This window comes from Vibrio fluvialis (genome assembly GCF_900460245.1).
Classification (GTDB): domain Bacteria; phylum Pseudomonadota; class Gammaproteobacteria; order Enterobacterales; family Vibrionaceae; genus Vibrio; species Vibrio fluvialis.
On the sequence record NZ_UHIP01000002.1, the window covers coordinates 1,295,070 to 1,311,458 of the forward strand.

General features: G+C 49.0%; 13 protein-coding genes. 10 read left to right on the forward strand and 3 right to left on the reverse strand.

From position 1 onward, the window contains the following. Positions 1–81 precede the first annotated feature (81 nt). Complete coding sequence (locus tag DYA43_RS21000) at positions 82–861, reverse strand: siderophore-interacting protein (protein WP_061055590.1); 780 nt, start codon at positions 859–861, stop codon at positions 82–84. A gap of 257 nt (positions 862–1,118) precedes the next feature. Between DYA43_RS21000 and DYA43_RS21005 the strand changes: the two genes are divergently transcribed. From DYA43_RS21005 to DYA43_RS21035, 7 genes are all read left to right on the forward strand, one after another. Further along, positions 1,119–1,970 carry a YdcF family protein gene (locus DYA43_RS21005; protein ID WP_061055591.1) on the forward strand — a complete coding sequence of 284 codons (852 nt, stop codon included), beginning with the start codon at positions 1,119–1,121 and terminating at the stop codon, positions 1,968–1,970. Between the two features lie 181 nt (positions 1,971–2,151). After that, positions 2,152–3,084, forward strand: a complete 933-nt coding sequence (locus tag DYA43_RS21010) for a DHH family phosphoesterase (protein ID WP_020430999.1) — start codon at positions 2,152–2,154, stop codon at positions 3,082–3,084. Between the two features lie 115 nt (positions 3,085–3,199). Further along, on the forward strand, positions 3,200–3,718 hold the full coding sequence (locus DYA43_RS21015) for an NUDIX hydrolase (RefSeq protein ID WP_032081339.1): 519 nt from the start codon (positions 3,200–3,202) through the stop codon (positions 3,716–3,718). A 290-nt stretch (positions 3,719–4,008) separates the two neighbouring features. Beyond that, positions 4,009–5,826 carry an extracellular solute-binding protein gene (locus tag DYA43_RS21020; RefSeq protein ID WP_047458429.1) on the forward strand — a complete coding sequence of 606 codons (1,818 nt, stop codon included), beginning with the start codon at positions 4,009–4,011 and terminating at the stop codon, positions 5,824–5,826. A gap of 9 nt (positions 5,827–5,835) precedes the next feature. Further along, on the forward strand, positions 5,836–6,924 hold the full coding sequence (locus DYA43_RS21025; RefSeq protein WP_020430993.1) for a microcin C ABC transporter permease YejB: 1,089 nt from the start codon (positions 5,836–5,838) through the stop codon (positions 6,922–6,924). Continuing rightward, positions 6,925–7,968: an ABC transporter permease gene (locus DYA43_RS21030; protein ID WP_024375055.1), complete on the forward strand. Its 1,044-nt coding sequence runs from the start codon at positions 6,925–6,927 to the stop codon at positions 7,966–7,968. It begins immediately after the preceding gene. After that, a complete protein-coding gene (locus DYA43_RS21035; RefSeq protein ID WP_061055592.1) occupies positions 7,968–9,560 on the forward strand; it encodes an ABC transporter ATP-binding protein in 1,593 nt (530 codons plus the stop codon). The genes DYA43_RS21030 and DYA43_RS21035 overlap by 1 nt, the downstream gene beginning before the upstream one ends. A 66-nt stretch (positions 9,561–9,626) precedes the next feature. Here the strand turns inward: DYA43_RS21035 and DYA43_RS21040 are convergent, their stop codons facing one another. Continuing rightward, the gene (locus DYA43_RS21040) at positions 9,627–10,025 is read right to left on the reverse strand and encodes a PPC domain-containing DNA-binding protein (RefSeq protein WP_047458428.1); all 399 of its coding nucleotides are present in this window, start codon (positions 10,023–10,025) and stop codon (positions 9,627–9,629) included. A gap of 15 nt (positions 10,026–10,040) precedes the next feature. Beyond that, positions 10,041–10,619 (reverse strand): TetR/AcrR family transcriptional regulator, encoded by a 579-nt coding sequence (locus DYA43_RS21045; RefSeq protein WP_061055593.1) that lies wholly within the window; start codon positions 10,617–10,619, stop codon positions 10,041–10,043. Positions 10,620–10,719: 100 nt separating this feature from the next. Here DYA43_RS21045 and DYA43_RS21050 point away from each other — a divergent pair, with 100 nt between their 5' ends. From DYA43_RS21050 to DYA43_RS21060, 3 genes are all read left to right on the forward strand, one after another. Then, positions 10,720–11,331, forward strand: coding sequence for a glutathione S-transferase (locus DYA43_RS21050; protein WP_061055594.1), 612 nt, complete (start codon positions 10,720–10,722; stop codon positions 11,329–11,331). 218 nt (positions 11,332–11,549) lie between these two features. Further along, a complete protein-coding gene (locus tag DYA43_RS21055; RefSeq protein WP_225869404.1) occupies positions 11,550–15,233 on the forward strand; it encodes an ATP-binding protein in 3,684 nt (1,227 codons plus the stop codon). Further along, positions 15,223–16,389 carry an EAL domain-containing response regulator gene (locus tag DYA43_RS21060; protein ID WP_104408441.1) on the forward strand — a complete coding sequence of 389 codons (1,167 nt, stop codon included), beginning with the start codon at positions 15,223–15,225 and terminating at the stop codon, positions 16,387–16,389. The genes DYA43_RS21055 and DYA43_RS21060 overlap by 11 nt, the downstream gene beginning before the upstream one ends.

Genomic DNA, 16,389 nt, shown 5'->3' on the forward strand with positions numbered 1-16,389 from the left:
ATTAATAGGTAGCGGACATAAAAAATGGCCCGAAGGCCATTGAGGGGGGAAGTGTTGTGACACTTCTTAAGGTTCGGTTGCTTAGCTGTTGGCTTCTGCGTCTTCGCGTTTAATCACTTTGTGACCATCTTCGCTGACGCCGTTTTTCCAATAGCTGCTGATGTAGATGTGTTCGCGGTCAATCTCTTTTTCGTTGCGGAAGTATTGACGCAGCGCGCGCATCGATTCAAATTCACACGCACACCACACAGAACATTGTCCATCAAGCCAAGGCTGCGCTTTCACCGCTTCAACCAACGACGTGCCAACACTCCAAATGACCTTGACGCCAACTGGTGCATTGAGTGCTTGCTTGTCGTCTTCATCTTCGATTTCAATCACTGCGTAACCTTGCGTGTCGGCGCTTAAGCTTTCGAGCGTGACGGAAAGTGCAGGCAGGGCAGTCATGTCGGCTGCCATAAAGACCCAATCAGCTTCGGTATTGAGGCCTTGGCTTTTCCCTGGGCCACCGATCGAAATGGTGTCGCCCACTTGAACGCTTTCGGCCCAACGTGCTGCAAAGCCGCAAGAAAGGTCTTGTGTAATATGGCGCACAAAATCAACCACAATGCTGTTGGTTTGTGGGTCGAACTGACGAATGGTGTAAGTGCGCATCAGTGGGCGGGCGTCATCGCCTAGTGTGCTGATATCCGTGCCGCCATCGGGCGTAAACAGCAGCTTGATGTAGCCGCCTTCACTCTCTTTACCAAAATGCGCGATCGCATCGCCTTGTAGGGTAATGCGTTGAAAATTATTAGAAATCTGTTGGGTATCCGTAACGGTCAGAGCATGAAAGCTTCGTTTTTGTGGTTTGTTTTGCATAGTAGCCCATAAATGTAACAACTTATTATTGCCTGTAACCTTAGCGTTAATCTTTCTATTCGGCAATGATAATTGTTGTCATTTACCTAAATTTACACAAAACACCAAATGACCCATTAAGGTTTAATATATGAACTCTGTGTTTTCTATTGATTTGCAAAATAACCGTCCGATCACATCGGGATAGTCGGGGATTAGGCTCGCCAACACGCTGAATTTGTTGCACTATCTGAGGGCTTATAAATAAAGGAAAAACCATGCAGCACACACTTATTCTGGCACTCGGAAAACGTTTGGTGAATAACCAGTTAACTTTGGAAGGTAAAAGCCGTGTGTCTGCGTTGGTGGAATGGCTCACAGCGAAGCAGTTCTCTAATCCGGTCATTGGTTTTTGTGGCGGTTATACCGATGGGCAGAGCGTTTCGGAAGCCTCTGCCATGGCCGACGCCTTTATTCAGCAATGCCTTAAACGCGGTCTGAATCCCAGTGAAATGACCTTGGTATTAGAGCAAGAATCCACCAATACCATTGAAAACATTGAATGCATGGCTCAGACCCTGATTGAGAAGGGCATTTTTACCACAGGTAGCGACATTGACGTCATTTTTGCCTCGAACGATTATCACCTCAAGCGCATCTTTGAGATTCAGTCCTTGATGGATGAGCAGGGGTTATTGCGCGTACTGAAGCAACGTTGTGCTGAGCATGGCTTGAATCTTCATATCGACAGTAACCTCGGGCACCATATTCTTGCGCCTTATCCTTACTGCTGCGATCGAGCTGCTCTGTTTTTGCTGATGGATGAAATCACGCCTTACCGTGTGTATCTCGAAGGTGTAGTAGGCGGCGTTTTTCAACGTCCGCTGGCGCTGGTTAGAGAGGTGCCGTTCAAATTAGCGGAGAACGCCATCAGCTTGGCGCAAACTCTGTGTCAGCAACGAGGGGAAGGTGCTGATGTTCTCGCTGCGTTGTTTGAAATCGAACGCACCATGCTGGAAACAACGCCGGATGCATCTGTTGATCAGGTACAACATGCATTGCGGATTTTACATCCGCATCTCACCTGTTTGAATCGTCACTTTGACCCCGAACAACCGTTTAAGGTGTGACCGACGTTTCAGAGCGATCAAATAACCTCTTTTGCGGCTACTTTCAAATTTGTCAAAAGCAGTATGCTGTCTAGAATTATTTCATAAGGCACTTTGATCTTGGTGCCAAAAATCGAGCTTGCTTTTGGTTTCCGCATCGCTCCGCGCGGCAGTGGTGAACGTATTTTTAGGGGATCTGCCCATGACAGAGAAACAGTATCGACTGGTGACACGCAGTGATTTCGATGGACTCGTGTGCGCTGTTTTGCTTAAAAAACTTCAACTAATCAATGATATAAAGTTCGTTCATCCCAAAGATATGCAAGATGGCAAGATAGAGATCTATGACAGTGACATTGTCACTAATTTGCCGTATGTCGGTGATGCATTCTTAGTCTTTGACCATCATCATTCTGAAACTCTGCGTAACGCAGGGGACAGGCATAACCACATCATTGACCCTGATGCTCCTTCGGCTGCTCGTGTCGTGTGGGAATATTATGGCGGTTTAGATGTCTTTCCCGACCAATGGCTGGAAATGATGGCGGCGGTCGACAAAGGGGATTCGGCGCAATTCAGCCGCGATGAAGTTCTGGATTCGACGGGCTGGAATTTACTGAACTTCCTGATGGATGCCCGCACTGGCCTCGGTCGGTTCCGCGATTTCCGCATTTCCAACTATAACTTGATGATGGATTTAATCGATTACTGCGCCGATCATTCGATCGAACAGATTCTGGCGTTGCCGGATGTGGAAGAGCGAATCGTTTTGTATCGTGAGCACGAAAATCTGTTTAAAGAGCAGATTCAACGTTGCGCGCACATTCACGATAATCTGGTGTTGCTTGACCTGACCGAAGAAGAAGTCATCTATGCCGGGAACCGCTTTATGGTTTACGCGCTGTTTCCGCAATGCAATATCTCAATACATAAAATGTGGGGCTTTCAGAAGCAGAACATTGTGTTTGCTACGGGCAAGTCGATCTTTGATCGCAGCTCACGCACCAATATCGGCGAGCTGATGTTGCAGTACGGTGGTGGCGGTCATCCGGCCGCTGGCACGTGCCAGATTCCAGTTGAGAAAGCCGCGCAGGTAGAGCGAGAGCTGGTCTTGCAAATCACAAAAGATGGTTAATCATGCGTCATGATTGACGCTGTTTCTCGATAAATGGCGAAAATTCCCTGCTGCGGCAGGGTTTTTTGTTTACCTCTCTGATAAAGTTGCCGCCAAATTTCTAGAGGGACGCCATATGAGACACTTACATATTGCTACGCATCCAGAAGTGGAACCGCTCAGCCAACAACGTATTTTGCAACGTAAAGCCGCTCGCGCCATCGTTCTGGATGGAGAAGACATTCTGATGCTGTATACCGAGCGTTATCACGACTACACTTTGCCTGGCGGCGGGGTCGATGAAGGCGAAGACATTCTGCAGGGCATGGTGCGTGAACTCGAAGAAGAGACAGGTGCACAGAACATTCACAACATTAAACCATTCGGCCTCTATGAAGAGTTCCGTCCTTGGTATAAAGATGATGCGGATGTAATGCACATGGTTTCTTACTGTTTTACCTGCAAAATCGATCGTGAGCTTGGCGACACCAACTACGAAGACTACGAAATCAAAAACGGCATGAAGCCCGTTTGGATCAACATTCGTGATGCAATTACGCACAATGAACTGACCATGGCGGAAAGTGAGAAAAAGGGCATGAGCATTGAACGCGAAACCTTTTTATTGCGCCTGATTGCCAAAGAACTGCTCTGATTCTCCTCATCTGACGCCCATCAACCGCTGAAATCTTTGAACTATGCCGCCGCTTGGCGTGTCTATAAGGTTTCAGCGGTTTCGTAATCGATAAATTTCTCTATACTTACCCAAGTAGCTGAATTATTAATAAGAAATGTACCTGAACAATTTGAAGTTGCTGGTAACTCCGCAGCGGATTTAATTCGGAAGCATAGTGATGCGAACCGATGATTTTCCTGTCAGGCCAAACTTATGCATTCAAATGGCCTGAACATGGGCAGCACGACGTTAAGTAGAAGGATTCTTTAATGGGCAAAATAAAACCAATTACGTTGGGTGTGGCACTGTCGTTATTCAGCCACGTTTCTCTCGCCAACGTCATCGAAACCACCAGTCTGGTCGGTTTTGGTCAAGCCAAATACCCCGATAACTTCACTCATTTTGACTATGTGAATCCTGATGCCCCTAAGTATGGCAAAGTGACTTATGGTCAGGTCGGTACTTACGATAACTTTAACCGCTATGCATCACGCGGCGTCGCGGCGGCAGCCAGCGGTGAGCTTTACGATTCATTGATGTTTTCGCCTTCCGATGAAATCGACTCATACTACCCGTTGATTGCCGAAAAAGTGCGTTATTCCGACGATTACACCTGGCTCGAACTGGATATCAATCCTAAGGCGCGTTTTCAGGATGGGGTTCCCATCACCGCGCACGATGTGGAATTCACCTTCAATAAGTTCATGACCGAAGGCGTGCCGCAATATCGCGTGTACTACAAAGAGATTAAATCGGTTAAAGCGTTGAACGACAAAACGGTACGCATTGAAATGAGCGAACCGAACCGCGACAAACTGTTCAGTTTTGCTCAGCAAACCCGCGTACTGCCAGAACACTTCTGGAAAGACAAAAATCTCTCCGAACCGCTCAATGAACCCCCAGTGGGCAGCGGCCCTTATGAAGTGGCCGAGTTTAAACCGGGACAAAGCATTACCTATAAGCTCGACGACAATTACTGGGCAAAAGATCTGCCGGTTAACGTTGGCCGCAACAATTTCAAGCAGGTGCAGTACGACTATTACCGTGATGACACGGTGATGCTGGAAGCCTTTAAAGCTGGTGAGTTCGATATTCGCCAGGAGAGTCAGGCCAAGTTCTGGGCGACTTCTTATACTGGGGTGAACTTTGACAACGGCTTCATCAAGAAAGAAGAGATTCCACACAATGCACCCGCCGCAACTCAGGGCTTTGTTTTCAACATTCAGCGTCCGGTGTTCAGCGACGTGCGCGTACGTGAGGCGCTGAACTATGCGATGGACTTCGAGTGGATGAACAAGAACATGTTCTACAGCCAGTACACTCGCACCCGCAGCTACTTCCAGAACACCGAGTACGAAGCCAAAGGGTTGCCAGATAAAGAGGAACTTGCCGTTCTCAATCCGGTAAAAGATAAGATCCCGCCGCGCGTGTTTACCACAGAATTCCAGCCACCAGTGACCGATGGCAGCGGTCGTATTCGCCCACAAATGCGCAAAGCGTTCGAACTGCTGAAAGAGGCGGGTTGGGAGCTGAAGAATAAAGTGATGACCAACGTCAAAACTGGCGAGCCGATGACGTTTGAACTGCTGATTTACAGCCCAACGACGGAGCGCATTGCGATTCCTCTGCAAAAGAATCTCAAGCTCATGGGCATCGATATGAAGATCCGTACCGTCGATACCACTCAATACATCAAGCGCTTGCGTGACCGCGACTTTGACATGGTGTCGTCGGCTTATTCCGCCAATCCGTTCCCAAGTCCGAACCTGATGATTGTTTGGAACTCACACTACATTGATTCGACCTACAACACAGCAGGGGTGATGGATCCGGTGATTGATGAACTGACCATGCAGATTGCCAAAAATCAGGAGAATCCGGACAAGCTGAAATCGCTCGGCAAAGCGTTAGACCGGATTCTGCAATGGAACTTCTACCTCATTCCGCAGTGGTACACCAGCATGTACCGAGTCGCGACTTGGGATAAGTTTGAACGTCCGGCTGAAATGCCAAAATACGATTTAGGCATTGATACCTGGTGGATCTCACAAGAGAAAGCCCAGAAGTTACCTGAAAAACGTCGTTAAGAGGAAGGTATGGCTGCGTACATTATTCGCCGTTTGCTGTTGGTGATCCCAACGCTGTGGGCCATTATCACAATTAACTTCTTTATCATTCAGATTGCGCCGGGTGGCCCGGTTGAACAGGCCATCGCCAATCTGGAAGGGCATTCGAACGGCATCATGGAGCGCTTTTCCGGTGGCGGGCAGGAAGTTGACTTATCGAAAATGGATAACGGCAGCCCGTCCGGTTACAAGGGATCACGTGGCCTGGACCCGGAAGTGGTGGAAGCCATTAAACGCCAGTTCGGTTTTGATAAACCGCTGCATGAACGTTATTTCGATATGCTCAAGAATTACGTGACGTTTAACTTTGGCGAAAGCTTGTTTCGCGGTGGTAACGTCATCGACCTGATTGTCGAACGTTTGCCGGTTTCCATTTCTCTTGGGTTGTGGAGCACGCTCATCATTTACATGATTTCGATTCCGCTCGGTATCATGAAGGCGATTCATCACGGCTCGCGATTTGATGTCTGGTCGAGCGCTATGGTGATTGTCGGCTACGCGATTCCCGGCTTCCTGTTTGCGATCATTCTGATCATTGTATTTGCCAGCGGTAACTACTTCAGTTGGTTCCCGCTGCGCGGCTTGGTGTCGGATAACTTCGCTCAATTGACCTGGTATCAACAAATCATCGACTATTTCTGGCATTTGGCGCTGCCGATTTTCGCCATGGTGATCGGCGGTTTTGCAACGCTGAGCATGCTGACGAAAAACTCGTTTCTCGATGAAATCAATAAGCAGTATGTGGTGACCGCGCGCGCCAAGGGGCTCGACGAGCGTAACATCCTGTATAAACACGTGTTTCGCAACGCGATGCTGATCATCATTGCTGGCTTTCCGAGTGCGTTTATCAGCATTTTCTTCACTGGTTCGATGCTGATTGAAGTGATGTTTTCGCTCGAAGGCATTGGTCTGCTTGGCTTTGAATCGACCATTCAACGTGATTATCCTGTGGTGTTCAGTTCGCTGTATATCATGACTCTATTGGGCTTGTTGCTCGGCATTATTTCGGATCTGACTTACACCTGGGTCGATCCGCGCATTGATTTTGAGGCCCGTTAAATGGCGTTGTTAAAGAAGAAAGTTAACCCGCTGAACGCCGCACGCTGGCAGCGGTTCAAATCTAACCGGCGTGGTTTCTATTCGCTGTGGATTTTTTCCATTCTGTTTTTCATCAGCTTGTTTGCTGAGGTGATCGCTAACGACAAACCGCTGTTTATTTCCTATGACCATCACTGGTATTTCCCGGTGGTGGAGCAGTACGCAGAAACGCGCTTTGGCGGCGAATTTGAAACCGAAGCGGACTACACCGATCCTTATGTTGTGAGTCTGATTGAAGAAAAAGGCTACATCATTTGGGCGCCAATTCGTTTTAGTTACGACACCATCAACTACGACATTGTAGGCTCTGTGCCGTCGGCACCAGACTCGGTCAACTGGCTGGGTACCGATGATAAAGGGCGTGACGTGCTGGCGCGTATTATTTACGGTTTCCGTATTTCGGTGCTGTTTGGATTTGTGTTGACCATTGTTTCCTCTTTTGTGGGCGTCGTGGTTGGCGCAAGTCAGGGTTACTACGGTGGTTGGTTAGATCTCTTCGGCCAGCGCTTCATCGAAATCTGGTCGGGCATGCCGACGCTGTTTTTGCTGATCATCTTGTCGAGCTTTGTTGAACCGAACTTCTGGTGGCTGTTGGGTATCATGGTGTTGTTTAGTTGGATGAGTTTGGTGGGTGTGGTGCGCGCCGAGTTTTTGCGTTGCCGCAACTTTGATTATGTACGTGCGGCTCAGGCGATGGGTGTGAGTGATTCTCGCATCATCATGCGCCACATGTTACCTAATGCTATGGTTGCGTCGCTGACCATGATGCCGTTTATTCTTTCTGGTTCCGTAACCACACTGACGTCGCTCGATTTCCTGGGTTTCGGCTTACCTGTTGGTTCGCCGTCTTTGGGGGAATTGCTGGCACAAGGTAAAGCGAACTTGCAGGCGCCTTGGCTGGGCATTTCGGCCTTTGTGGTGTTGTCCTTAATGCTGACCTTATTGGTTTTCGTTGGTGAAGCGGTTCGTGACGCCTTTGACCCACATCTACAAAGGAGAGGCTAATGAGCGAAACGTTACTCACCATTGAAAACCTCTCTGTCGGCTTTGGTCGCGCTGGTAATGTTGAACCTGTCACTCATCAGGTTTCGCTTTCGATTCGTAAAGGGGAAACGCTGGCTCTGGTAGGGGAAAGCGGCTCGGGGAAATCAGTCACTGCGAACGCGATATTAAAGCTGCTACCCAAAGGTTCGGCCCACTATCTGGAAGGTAAAATTGACTTTGCTGGCACCAATACGCTGGCGTGTTCGGAGCGTCAGTTGCGCGGTATTCGTGGCGGGCGTATCGGCATGATTTTTCAGGAGCCGATGGTGTCGCTCAACCCGCTGCATAAGGTCGGTAAACAGCTGGTGGAAACCTTGGCGATTCACCGCGGTATGCGCCAGAAAAAGGCAGAATCTCTGGCCATCAGTTGGCTGGAAAAAGTCGGGATTCGTAATCCGACACTGAAAATCAACGCTTATCCCCATGAGTTGTCCGGTGGCGAACGCCAACGAGTGATGATTGCCATGGCGCTGATCAATGAGCCCGAGCTGCTGATTGCTGATGAGCCCACCACCGCACTGGACGTGTCGGTTCAGGCGCAGATCCTCGATCTACTTAAATCTTTACAACAAGAACTGGGGATGGCGATGCTGTTTATCACACACGACCTCAGTATCGTGCGTCGCATTGCCGATCGCGTTGCGGTCATGCAAGAAGGGCGCTTGGTTGAGGAAAACGAATGCAAAGCGTTGTTCAGTGAACCTAAACACCCATACACCAAACTCCTGATTGAATCGGATCCGCGTGGTTTGCCTGTGGAGACTGACAGTCAAAGCCCGGTGTTGCTCAAAACTGAGCAACTCAAAGTGTGGTTTCCCATCACTGGCGGATTGTTCAAACGCACAGTCAACCACATTAAAGCCGTCACTAACATGCAGTTTGAACTGCGCAAAGGCCATTCTATCGGGCTGGTGGGGGAAAGTGGTTCCGGTAAATCAACAACAGGCATGGCGATTCTGAAACTGGTGCATTCAGAAGGCGTAATTAACTACGCGGGGCAGGACATCCAGCAACTTGATCGCAAGGGCATGCTGCCATATCGCAGCAAAATGCAGGTCGTGTTTCAGGATCCGTTTTCGGCGCTTAACCCAAGAATGTCTGTTGCTCAGGTCATTGGTGAAGGTTTGCATGTGCACACCGAGTTCAGCGATGAACAGATTGATGCCGCCATTTGTGAAGCGATGCGCGAAGTGGATTTGGATCCCGACACGCGTCATCGCTATCCGAATGAGTTTTCAGGTGGCCAGCGCCAGCGAATTGCCATTGCCCGCGCTTTGGTGCTCAAACCGGAGTTTATTCTGCTGGATGAACCGACCTCGTCGCTGGATCGCACGGTGCAGGCGCAAGTGCTGGATCTGCTGAAATCGCTGCAGGAGAAATATGGCCTGACATACCTGTTCATCAGCCACGATCTCAATGTCGTGAAATCGCTGTGCCATTACACCATCGTGATGAAACAGGGGCAGATTGTCGAACAGGGCGCGACACAAAACCTGTTCCAACATCCTAATCACCCTTACACTCAGGAGTTGGTTCGCCTCTCATCGTTCTAAATCATTGTTCTTATTAAAAGAAAAGCCCGGAGAATCCGGGCTTTTTGCTTGGGTGTTGTTGAATGCTTACTTAGTTTGTATGGTCAGCTCAGTAAATCCAGTGTGCGCATCGTATTCGCGGTCAAAGGCTAAATCAGGGTAGCCATGCACTATCAATTCCGCAGTGGTGTTGATGAGGTTGCCATCGAGCAGATGACCGCCCCAGACTTTGCCTTGTGAGTCCGCCACGGCAATATGCAAGTGAAGGTGATGGGGGGTTAAGGTGCCCATCAGCGACACGATTTCAAACGGTGCTTGCAATGATAACGTAGAAGTGCTGTCCGCTAAGCGGATATTGAGCTGTGATAAACATCCCGCACATGAAGCAATGGAACCTGCTGTTATGCTGTGCTCCTGCACCAGTGCCATAATTGATTGTTTTAAGTCAGCGCCTTGTGTCAGGCGTGTTGCCAATACCTTTATCATCTCTGCAAACCTTGGTTAGTGACGCTTAAGCAGTTGCAGCAGCGCATGTACTGCCTGATCCAAATCGTCAAAGCGTTTGGCTTTGCCAAGTACCCGCATTCCCTGCATCTGAGTCAGAATCAACTGCGCCAGAGCATGTGGGCTTGCGGCTACCGAAATTTGTTTCTCTTGCTGCGCATTGTGAATGGCGTGGGAAAGCAGTTCTAAAAGCTGATCAAACAGAGCTTGTCCTTTGTCGAGCACCTTTTCATCGCTCCCGGCATGTTCAACCAAGGCGTTTTGAATGAAGCAGCCGCAACTGCGTTTGCGTTGTAGCGCGGCAAACTGATTGAGGAATGTCTCAATGGCGCTTAGCGACGCACCATCTTCCTGCAACGCGCTTAAGCCCGGCAGTGAAACGGTATTGAGATATTTATCCAACGCTTCGTAATAAAGATTTTGCTTGTCGCCGAAGGTGTTGTAGAGGCTGAAACGGTTGATTTGCAGTGTATCAACCAAATCAGAAATCGCCGTATTGGCGTAGCCGCGCTGCCAGAACAATTCCATTGCCTGAGTGAGCTTCTCATCGCGGTCAAAATTACATTTTCGTGCCATGGTGTGACTACCTGCAAACTCATTCTTGACTGATCGTTTAGTTAACGGGTAGAGTCTAACCTAAACGATCGTTCTGAAAAAGAGATAAAAAGGAAGATTTATGAAGCTATACGAAACTGCCGTTACGCCAAGTTGCCGTCGTGTCAGCATTTTTCTCAAAGAATTGGGTGTGGATGTTGAACGTGTGGCGTTAAATGTGCGCGAAGGGGACAACCTGACGGAGTCGTTTAAAAGCAAAAGTGTCAATGGCAAAGTACCGATGTTGGAACTTGATGATGGCACCACGCTGTGTGAGAGCGTGGCGATTTGCCGTTACTTTGATGAATCGAATCCGAATGACCGTCATCTGTTTGGTCGCGATGCGCTGGATAAGGCGAAAGTTGAAATGTGGCATCGTGTCACCGAGTTTCAGGGACTGTACGCCGGTTTTCAGGCATTTCGTAACCTTACGGGAATCTACAAAGATCGCGAAAACTGCGTATTGGCTTGGGGTGAAGAAAGCAAAGCCCGCGCGGCCAGTTTCCTGCCACTGCTTGATGCGCGCCTGAAGGAATCGAACTTTGTCGCAACAGACTATTTCACGATTGTGGACATTACCGCGTTTATCTTTATCGGTTTTGCGGATAAAGCGTTGGAACTCAGCCCATTAGCGCAATATCCAAACATTGCACGTTGGTTTGAAATGATTCAGCAGCGTCCTGCTTTCCAATAATATCCTGTCTGAGGTTGTAAGGCGTCTTCTACGTCTTATGACCTCGATCAATTAAAGCTCGTCTAAGGTCTGAACTTTCTGTGGGAATAGGCCTACAAGTGAAAATATTTTCTAATAATAACAATTAATTACGATAATTTGTGTCGTAGTGTAAATTTGACATTCTTTCCACAAATCCTATTCTTGCGCCGTCTGAAACCTCCCCAATCGAGACGGCAGTGAAACGTTTACTTATCGCCTTATTTATCTCTGTTTTTCCAATGTCTGCCTACAGCATGAGTCTGCCGGACCTGGCGTTTTCGTTCGGACAGTCCAAAGTGAACTCTTTCACGGTCGCGATGCTACAGCATCAGTTGGATGGTCATGATCCATTGAGAGACATCAATACCGATTACATCGAGGCGTTGGCTCGCGAAATTGGTTTCAAGCCCAAATATAAGATGTTTGCCGATATGAAGTCGTTGATTCTGGCTGTTGAAACGAAGAAGGCCGATATTGCCGTCGGCATCTTTGACTCAGGCAAAACCGACCTCATCTTAAGTCAACCGCTGTATACCAGTTCGACCGCAGTTTGGTTCCGTAATCAGAGCCTGAGTCATTGGGCGGCTGAATCCCTGACCTGGGGCTGCCATAAGGGGGCAGTGTATTGTCAGCAACTGTCGAAGATGGGATTTGCTCATATTGTGGAGCTACCGGATTTTGTCACTCTGCCTGACTACTTGATACAGGGCAAAATCGATGCGGTGCTTGAAAGTTACACCACGTTGCTCACTTCGGTGAAACATCCGATGAATACGTTGGGGCAAGTAGAACTGCCATCTTGGGCGAAACCGCAGCAGGTACGCATCGCCGCCACGCAAGATTTTCGTGCCCTAATTGACGAAATAGATGTGGTATTAAGCCGTCAGAGCGAAACCTCTCGGTTGCGTTCGGCCAACCCTTATCATCAGGTCGATATTGCCGCGCTCAACTATCAAAATTCCGGAATGCAACCGATCAGGTATTCCGCTTGGAATGATGCCTATCCACTTTTCTACCGCAATCGGGACGGCCACCACGGAGGCTATCTGAACGACTTACTCACATTGGTTGAAGCCAGAACTGCTTTCGATTTTGATTATGTTCCGGCAAGTGGAGGGTTAACACCGGTTCAAATGCTGAAGTACGGTGAGATTGACATTCTGCCTTTGGTCGTAAAAGGAGTGAATAACCCGGCTTGGATGTACGTGACAGACACGTTGATGTCTATCACGTACCAACATATCAAGTTGCCTGGCGTGCTGGCGAAATCTGATGCGAAGATCGGCGTGCTGTTCTCAGACAGTCCGACCTATCAATACGTCAAAAACCAGGTGTTTGGCGAAGAACTAACGACTTATACCAGTGTCGTTTCGCTGATCAGTGATCTTGAAAGCGGCAAACTTGGCAGTGCCTATCTGCGCCACGATATTCTGGAATATCTCGCTAAACAGCGTGGCGATGATCGCTATGTCGTGTTGAAGGGGGACGATAAACATATTGAAATCGCAATGGCGGTGCGAGGGGACAACACCGAGTTAAAAGCAATTCTGGCTGGCATTATTGCATCGGTGGATGCCAGCGATATACAGCGCCTGCAAAACAGTTACAGCCCATTCAATATTGTCTACGGGGTGGATAAATCTCTGGTGATGGCCGGCTCTTATATCGGGGCTTCGGTCTTCATACTGCTCGGTTTGATTGGCTTTTTGTGGCACAAAAACCTTAAGTTGAAGGTCTCGATTCAAGAGCGCGAAGCCTTACGCAGCAACGAACGATTGGCGCTGTTGCAACATGTGATTGATGCGCTGCCCAACCGAATTTTTATCCACGACACCAACCACAGACTGTTGCTGACCAATTGTCATCACTGCCAAATCGCAGCGTCCGGCAACGGTAAGGTTTGTCAAATGCGCATTTCATCGTCAGAGCATACCTGTGTAGTTGAGAATCAGGCCGAGTTTGACACTGTTCTGCGTGGCCGGGATGTCAGCGAAAGTGACGTCGATGTGCAGTCTTGTCCTTGTGGGATTCAAACCATCAATTACCACCGCACACCGCTCTCTGGTGCGAACCGTGACGAGAAAATAATACTAACGGTGATTGACGATGTGACCGCGCATAAAGAGCAGGAGCGCAACTTATTGCAGGCTAAAAACGTCGCTCAGCAAGCGGTATTGTCTCGCGAACGATTCCTCGCCAGCATGAGCCATGAACTTCGTACACCAATCGCTGGCATGGTTGGGTTATTAGAGATGCTGAAAACTCGCGAAACCAACCAAGATGTACGTTTGATCCTTAACAACGTGATTTCCTCTGCGGATCATTTGCACCTGCTGGTGAACGACATTCTCGATTTTTCTAAGCTCGAAGCTCAGCAGCTCCAACTGGACCTAGCGGAATGCTGCCTGTTGCGTGAAATCGGAGAATTACTACGGGTGCATTGCAGCGCTGCTCGTGAAAAGTCGCTCGATTTTCAGGTTAACTGGGCGCCGGGAACGGTGAAAACCGTCACTATTGACGCGCTGCGCCTACGCCAGATCCTCAATAACTTATTGTCGAATGCCATCAAGTTCACTCACTCAGGTTTTGTCCGCGTCGACATTAACGTCACCGAAAACGAAGTTCTGATGGTGATCAGCGATTCCGGCGATGGTATGTCTCCGGAGCTTCTGCAAACCGTGTTTAATCCCTTTGTGCAGGCAGATTCCAGTATCGCTCGTCGGTATGGTGGCACCGGGCTCGGGCTTGCCATTGTGCATGATCTGGTCGATGTAATGCGGGGCGAGATTTCGCTTCAGAGCGAACCGGGTAAAGGCACCAGTATTCAGGTGAGCATTCCTGTTCAGGTGGAAAGTCATTTTCTCGAGCCGATTTCACAACAACTGGTGCACTACCACGGGGAAGATCCGGTTATTCAAGCCTGGTTGTCTGTTTGGCGTCTTGACCCATCTTCCGATGAGGCAATGAAAGACGTCCACATTTACGATGGCGACCAACCCATTCCTGACTCTTGTCCGGGAGGAATGACCGTGTTGATGCGCCAGGACATCACCGTATTCAGCCAGCGCTCGAAAGATGTCGTTGAGCTGAGCGTGAGCCCTTTCTTCCCTGATCTGCTTTATGCCGTCCTGACGAACACAGCAGCCAGTGAAGAAGCGACTGACGAGACTAACGAACCGCTTTTCGGACATGTACTGGTTGCAGAGGACAATCCCATTAATCAACTGGTGATCAGCCAGCAACTGACGTCGTTTGGCCTGAGTGTTGAACTGGTGAACAACGGACAAGAAGCTTATGAGCGGCTTCAAAAAGGCGCTGAGCAGTTCGACTTGCTGCTAACCGATTGCCATATGCCCGTGATGGATGGGTATGAACTGGCGACTTTAGTCCGCGAACATCTGCCGCAGTTTTCTAACTACGCCATTATTGGTTGCACCGCGGAAGACTCACGAGTGGCTAATGAGCGAGCAATGTTATCGGGTTTTGATAGCGTGCTTTACAAACCGTATGGTTTGCAGCGCTTATACCAAACCGTCGCACAGTTTGTGTCAAAACGAGCTGAAAACGCTCCGGCTATGTGGTGGCAGAATTATGAAATGCAGGATGCTGAAATGTTGGTTGAAGTGTTTATCACCAGCATGAACGATGACCTGATGGCACTCCAAACCAAGCGAACAGACAGAAATGCGATCCATGATCTGGCTCATCGCATCAAAGGCGGAGCGGGGACAGTCGGCGACCAGAAAATTTGTTTCGCGGCGACCCAGCTGGAAAACCGCAGTAAACAGGGCGAACAAGGCTACGATGCAGAGCTGAAGCAACTCGTTGCGGCCATGACGTTATCAATTCATCGAGCGGAGGTATGGCTGAATGAGCATTGATCCTGCATCGCAACACGTTTTGGTGGTGGACGATTGCAAGTTGCATTGCCGCGTCATCGAAGTCGCACTCAGAACGTTGGGAGTGAGCCATATTTATGTCGCGCACCACGGTAGGGACGCGCTGGCACTGTGTGATCAGTTCACATTTGATTTGATTGTGTTTGATTTGGCCATGCCGGAAATGGATGGACTGGCACTACTCAACGAACTCGCTGCCCGGCAGTATCACAGCCGCTTATGTTTGCTCAGCGGACATGATCAGAACATCCTGTCTCTGGCGACGACCATGTGTCAGAAACTGGGGCTCGATTTAGTGGCCACCTTGTCGAAACCAGTGACGTTCGCGAACCTGAAATCGGCGCTGCACACGGTAGCGTCGTCAAACAGCGGAAAGCATTACGCCAAAACCTTGCCATCTCTGTTCGTTGCTGACTTAGACCGAGCGTTTCAATTGAGGCATTTACGCAACGTTTATCAGCCTCAGCACCGCTTTAATAATGGGATCGCTGATGGGTACGAGGCACTCATTCGTTGGTATCACCCGCAATACGGAGTGATAACCCCATACCTGTTTTTGCCGTTGATTGAACAGGCGAACTGGCACGATCGTCTGTTCTTTTATGTTCTCAAGCAGGCACTTAACGATTTCTCTGATAAGGGGCTTGCTGGCACCGTGTCAGTCAATGCGACTCACACTAATTTTGCCGATCCTGAATTTGCCCGTCGGGTATTGGCGTGCTGTCAGACGCTGGGGTTTGCTCCCTCGCGTTTGATTATCGAACTCACCGAGATGGAGGTATACCAGTACGATTCAGTGATGATTGAAAACTTTGCCCGGTTAAGGCTCAACGGCGTTGAACTCGCGATTGACGATTTTGGAGCCGGTTATTCTTCGTTGTTGAAATTGGCTGATTTGCCGTTTACGGAAATGAAAATAGACCGCGCGCTGATTGTTTCCTGCCATCAGGACCGCCGCAAACGGACCATTCTGGATGTCATTGTTCGAATGGCCAAACAGCTCAACATGCGCCTTGTCGCGGAAGGCGTCGAAGATCGAGAAACATGGAAGTATTTAAGCCTGCTCGGCATGGATCTTTGTCAGGGGTATTACACAGGAAAGCCACGTCCCATTGAACATTTGATGATAGTGAATTAA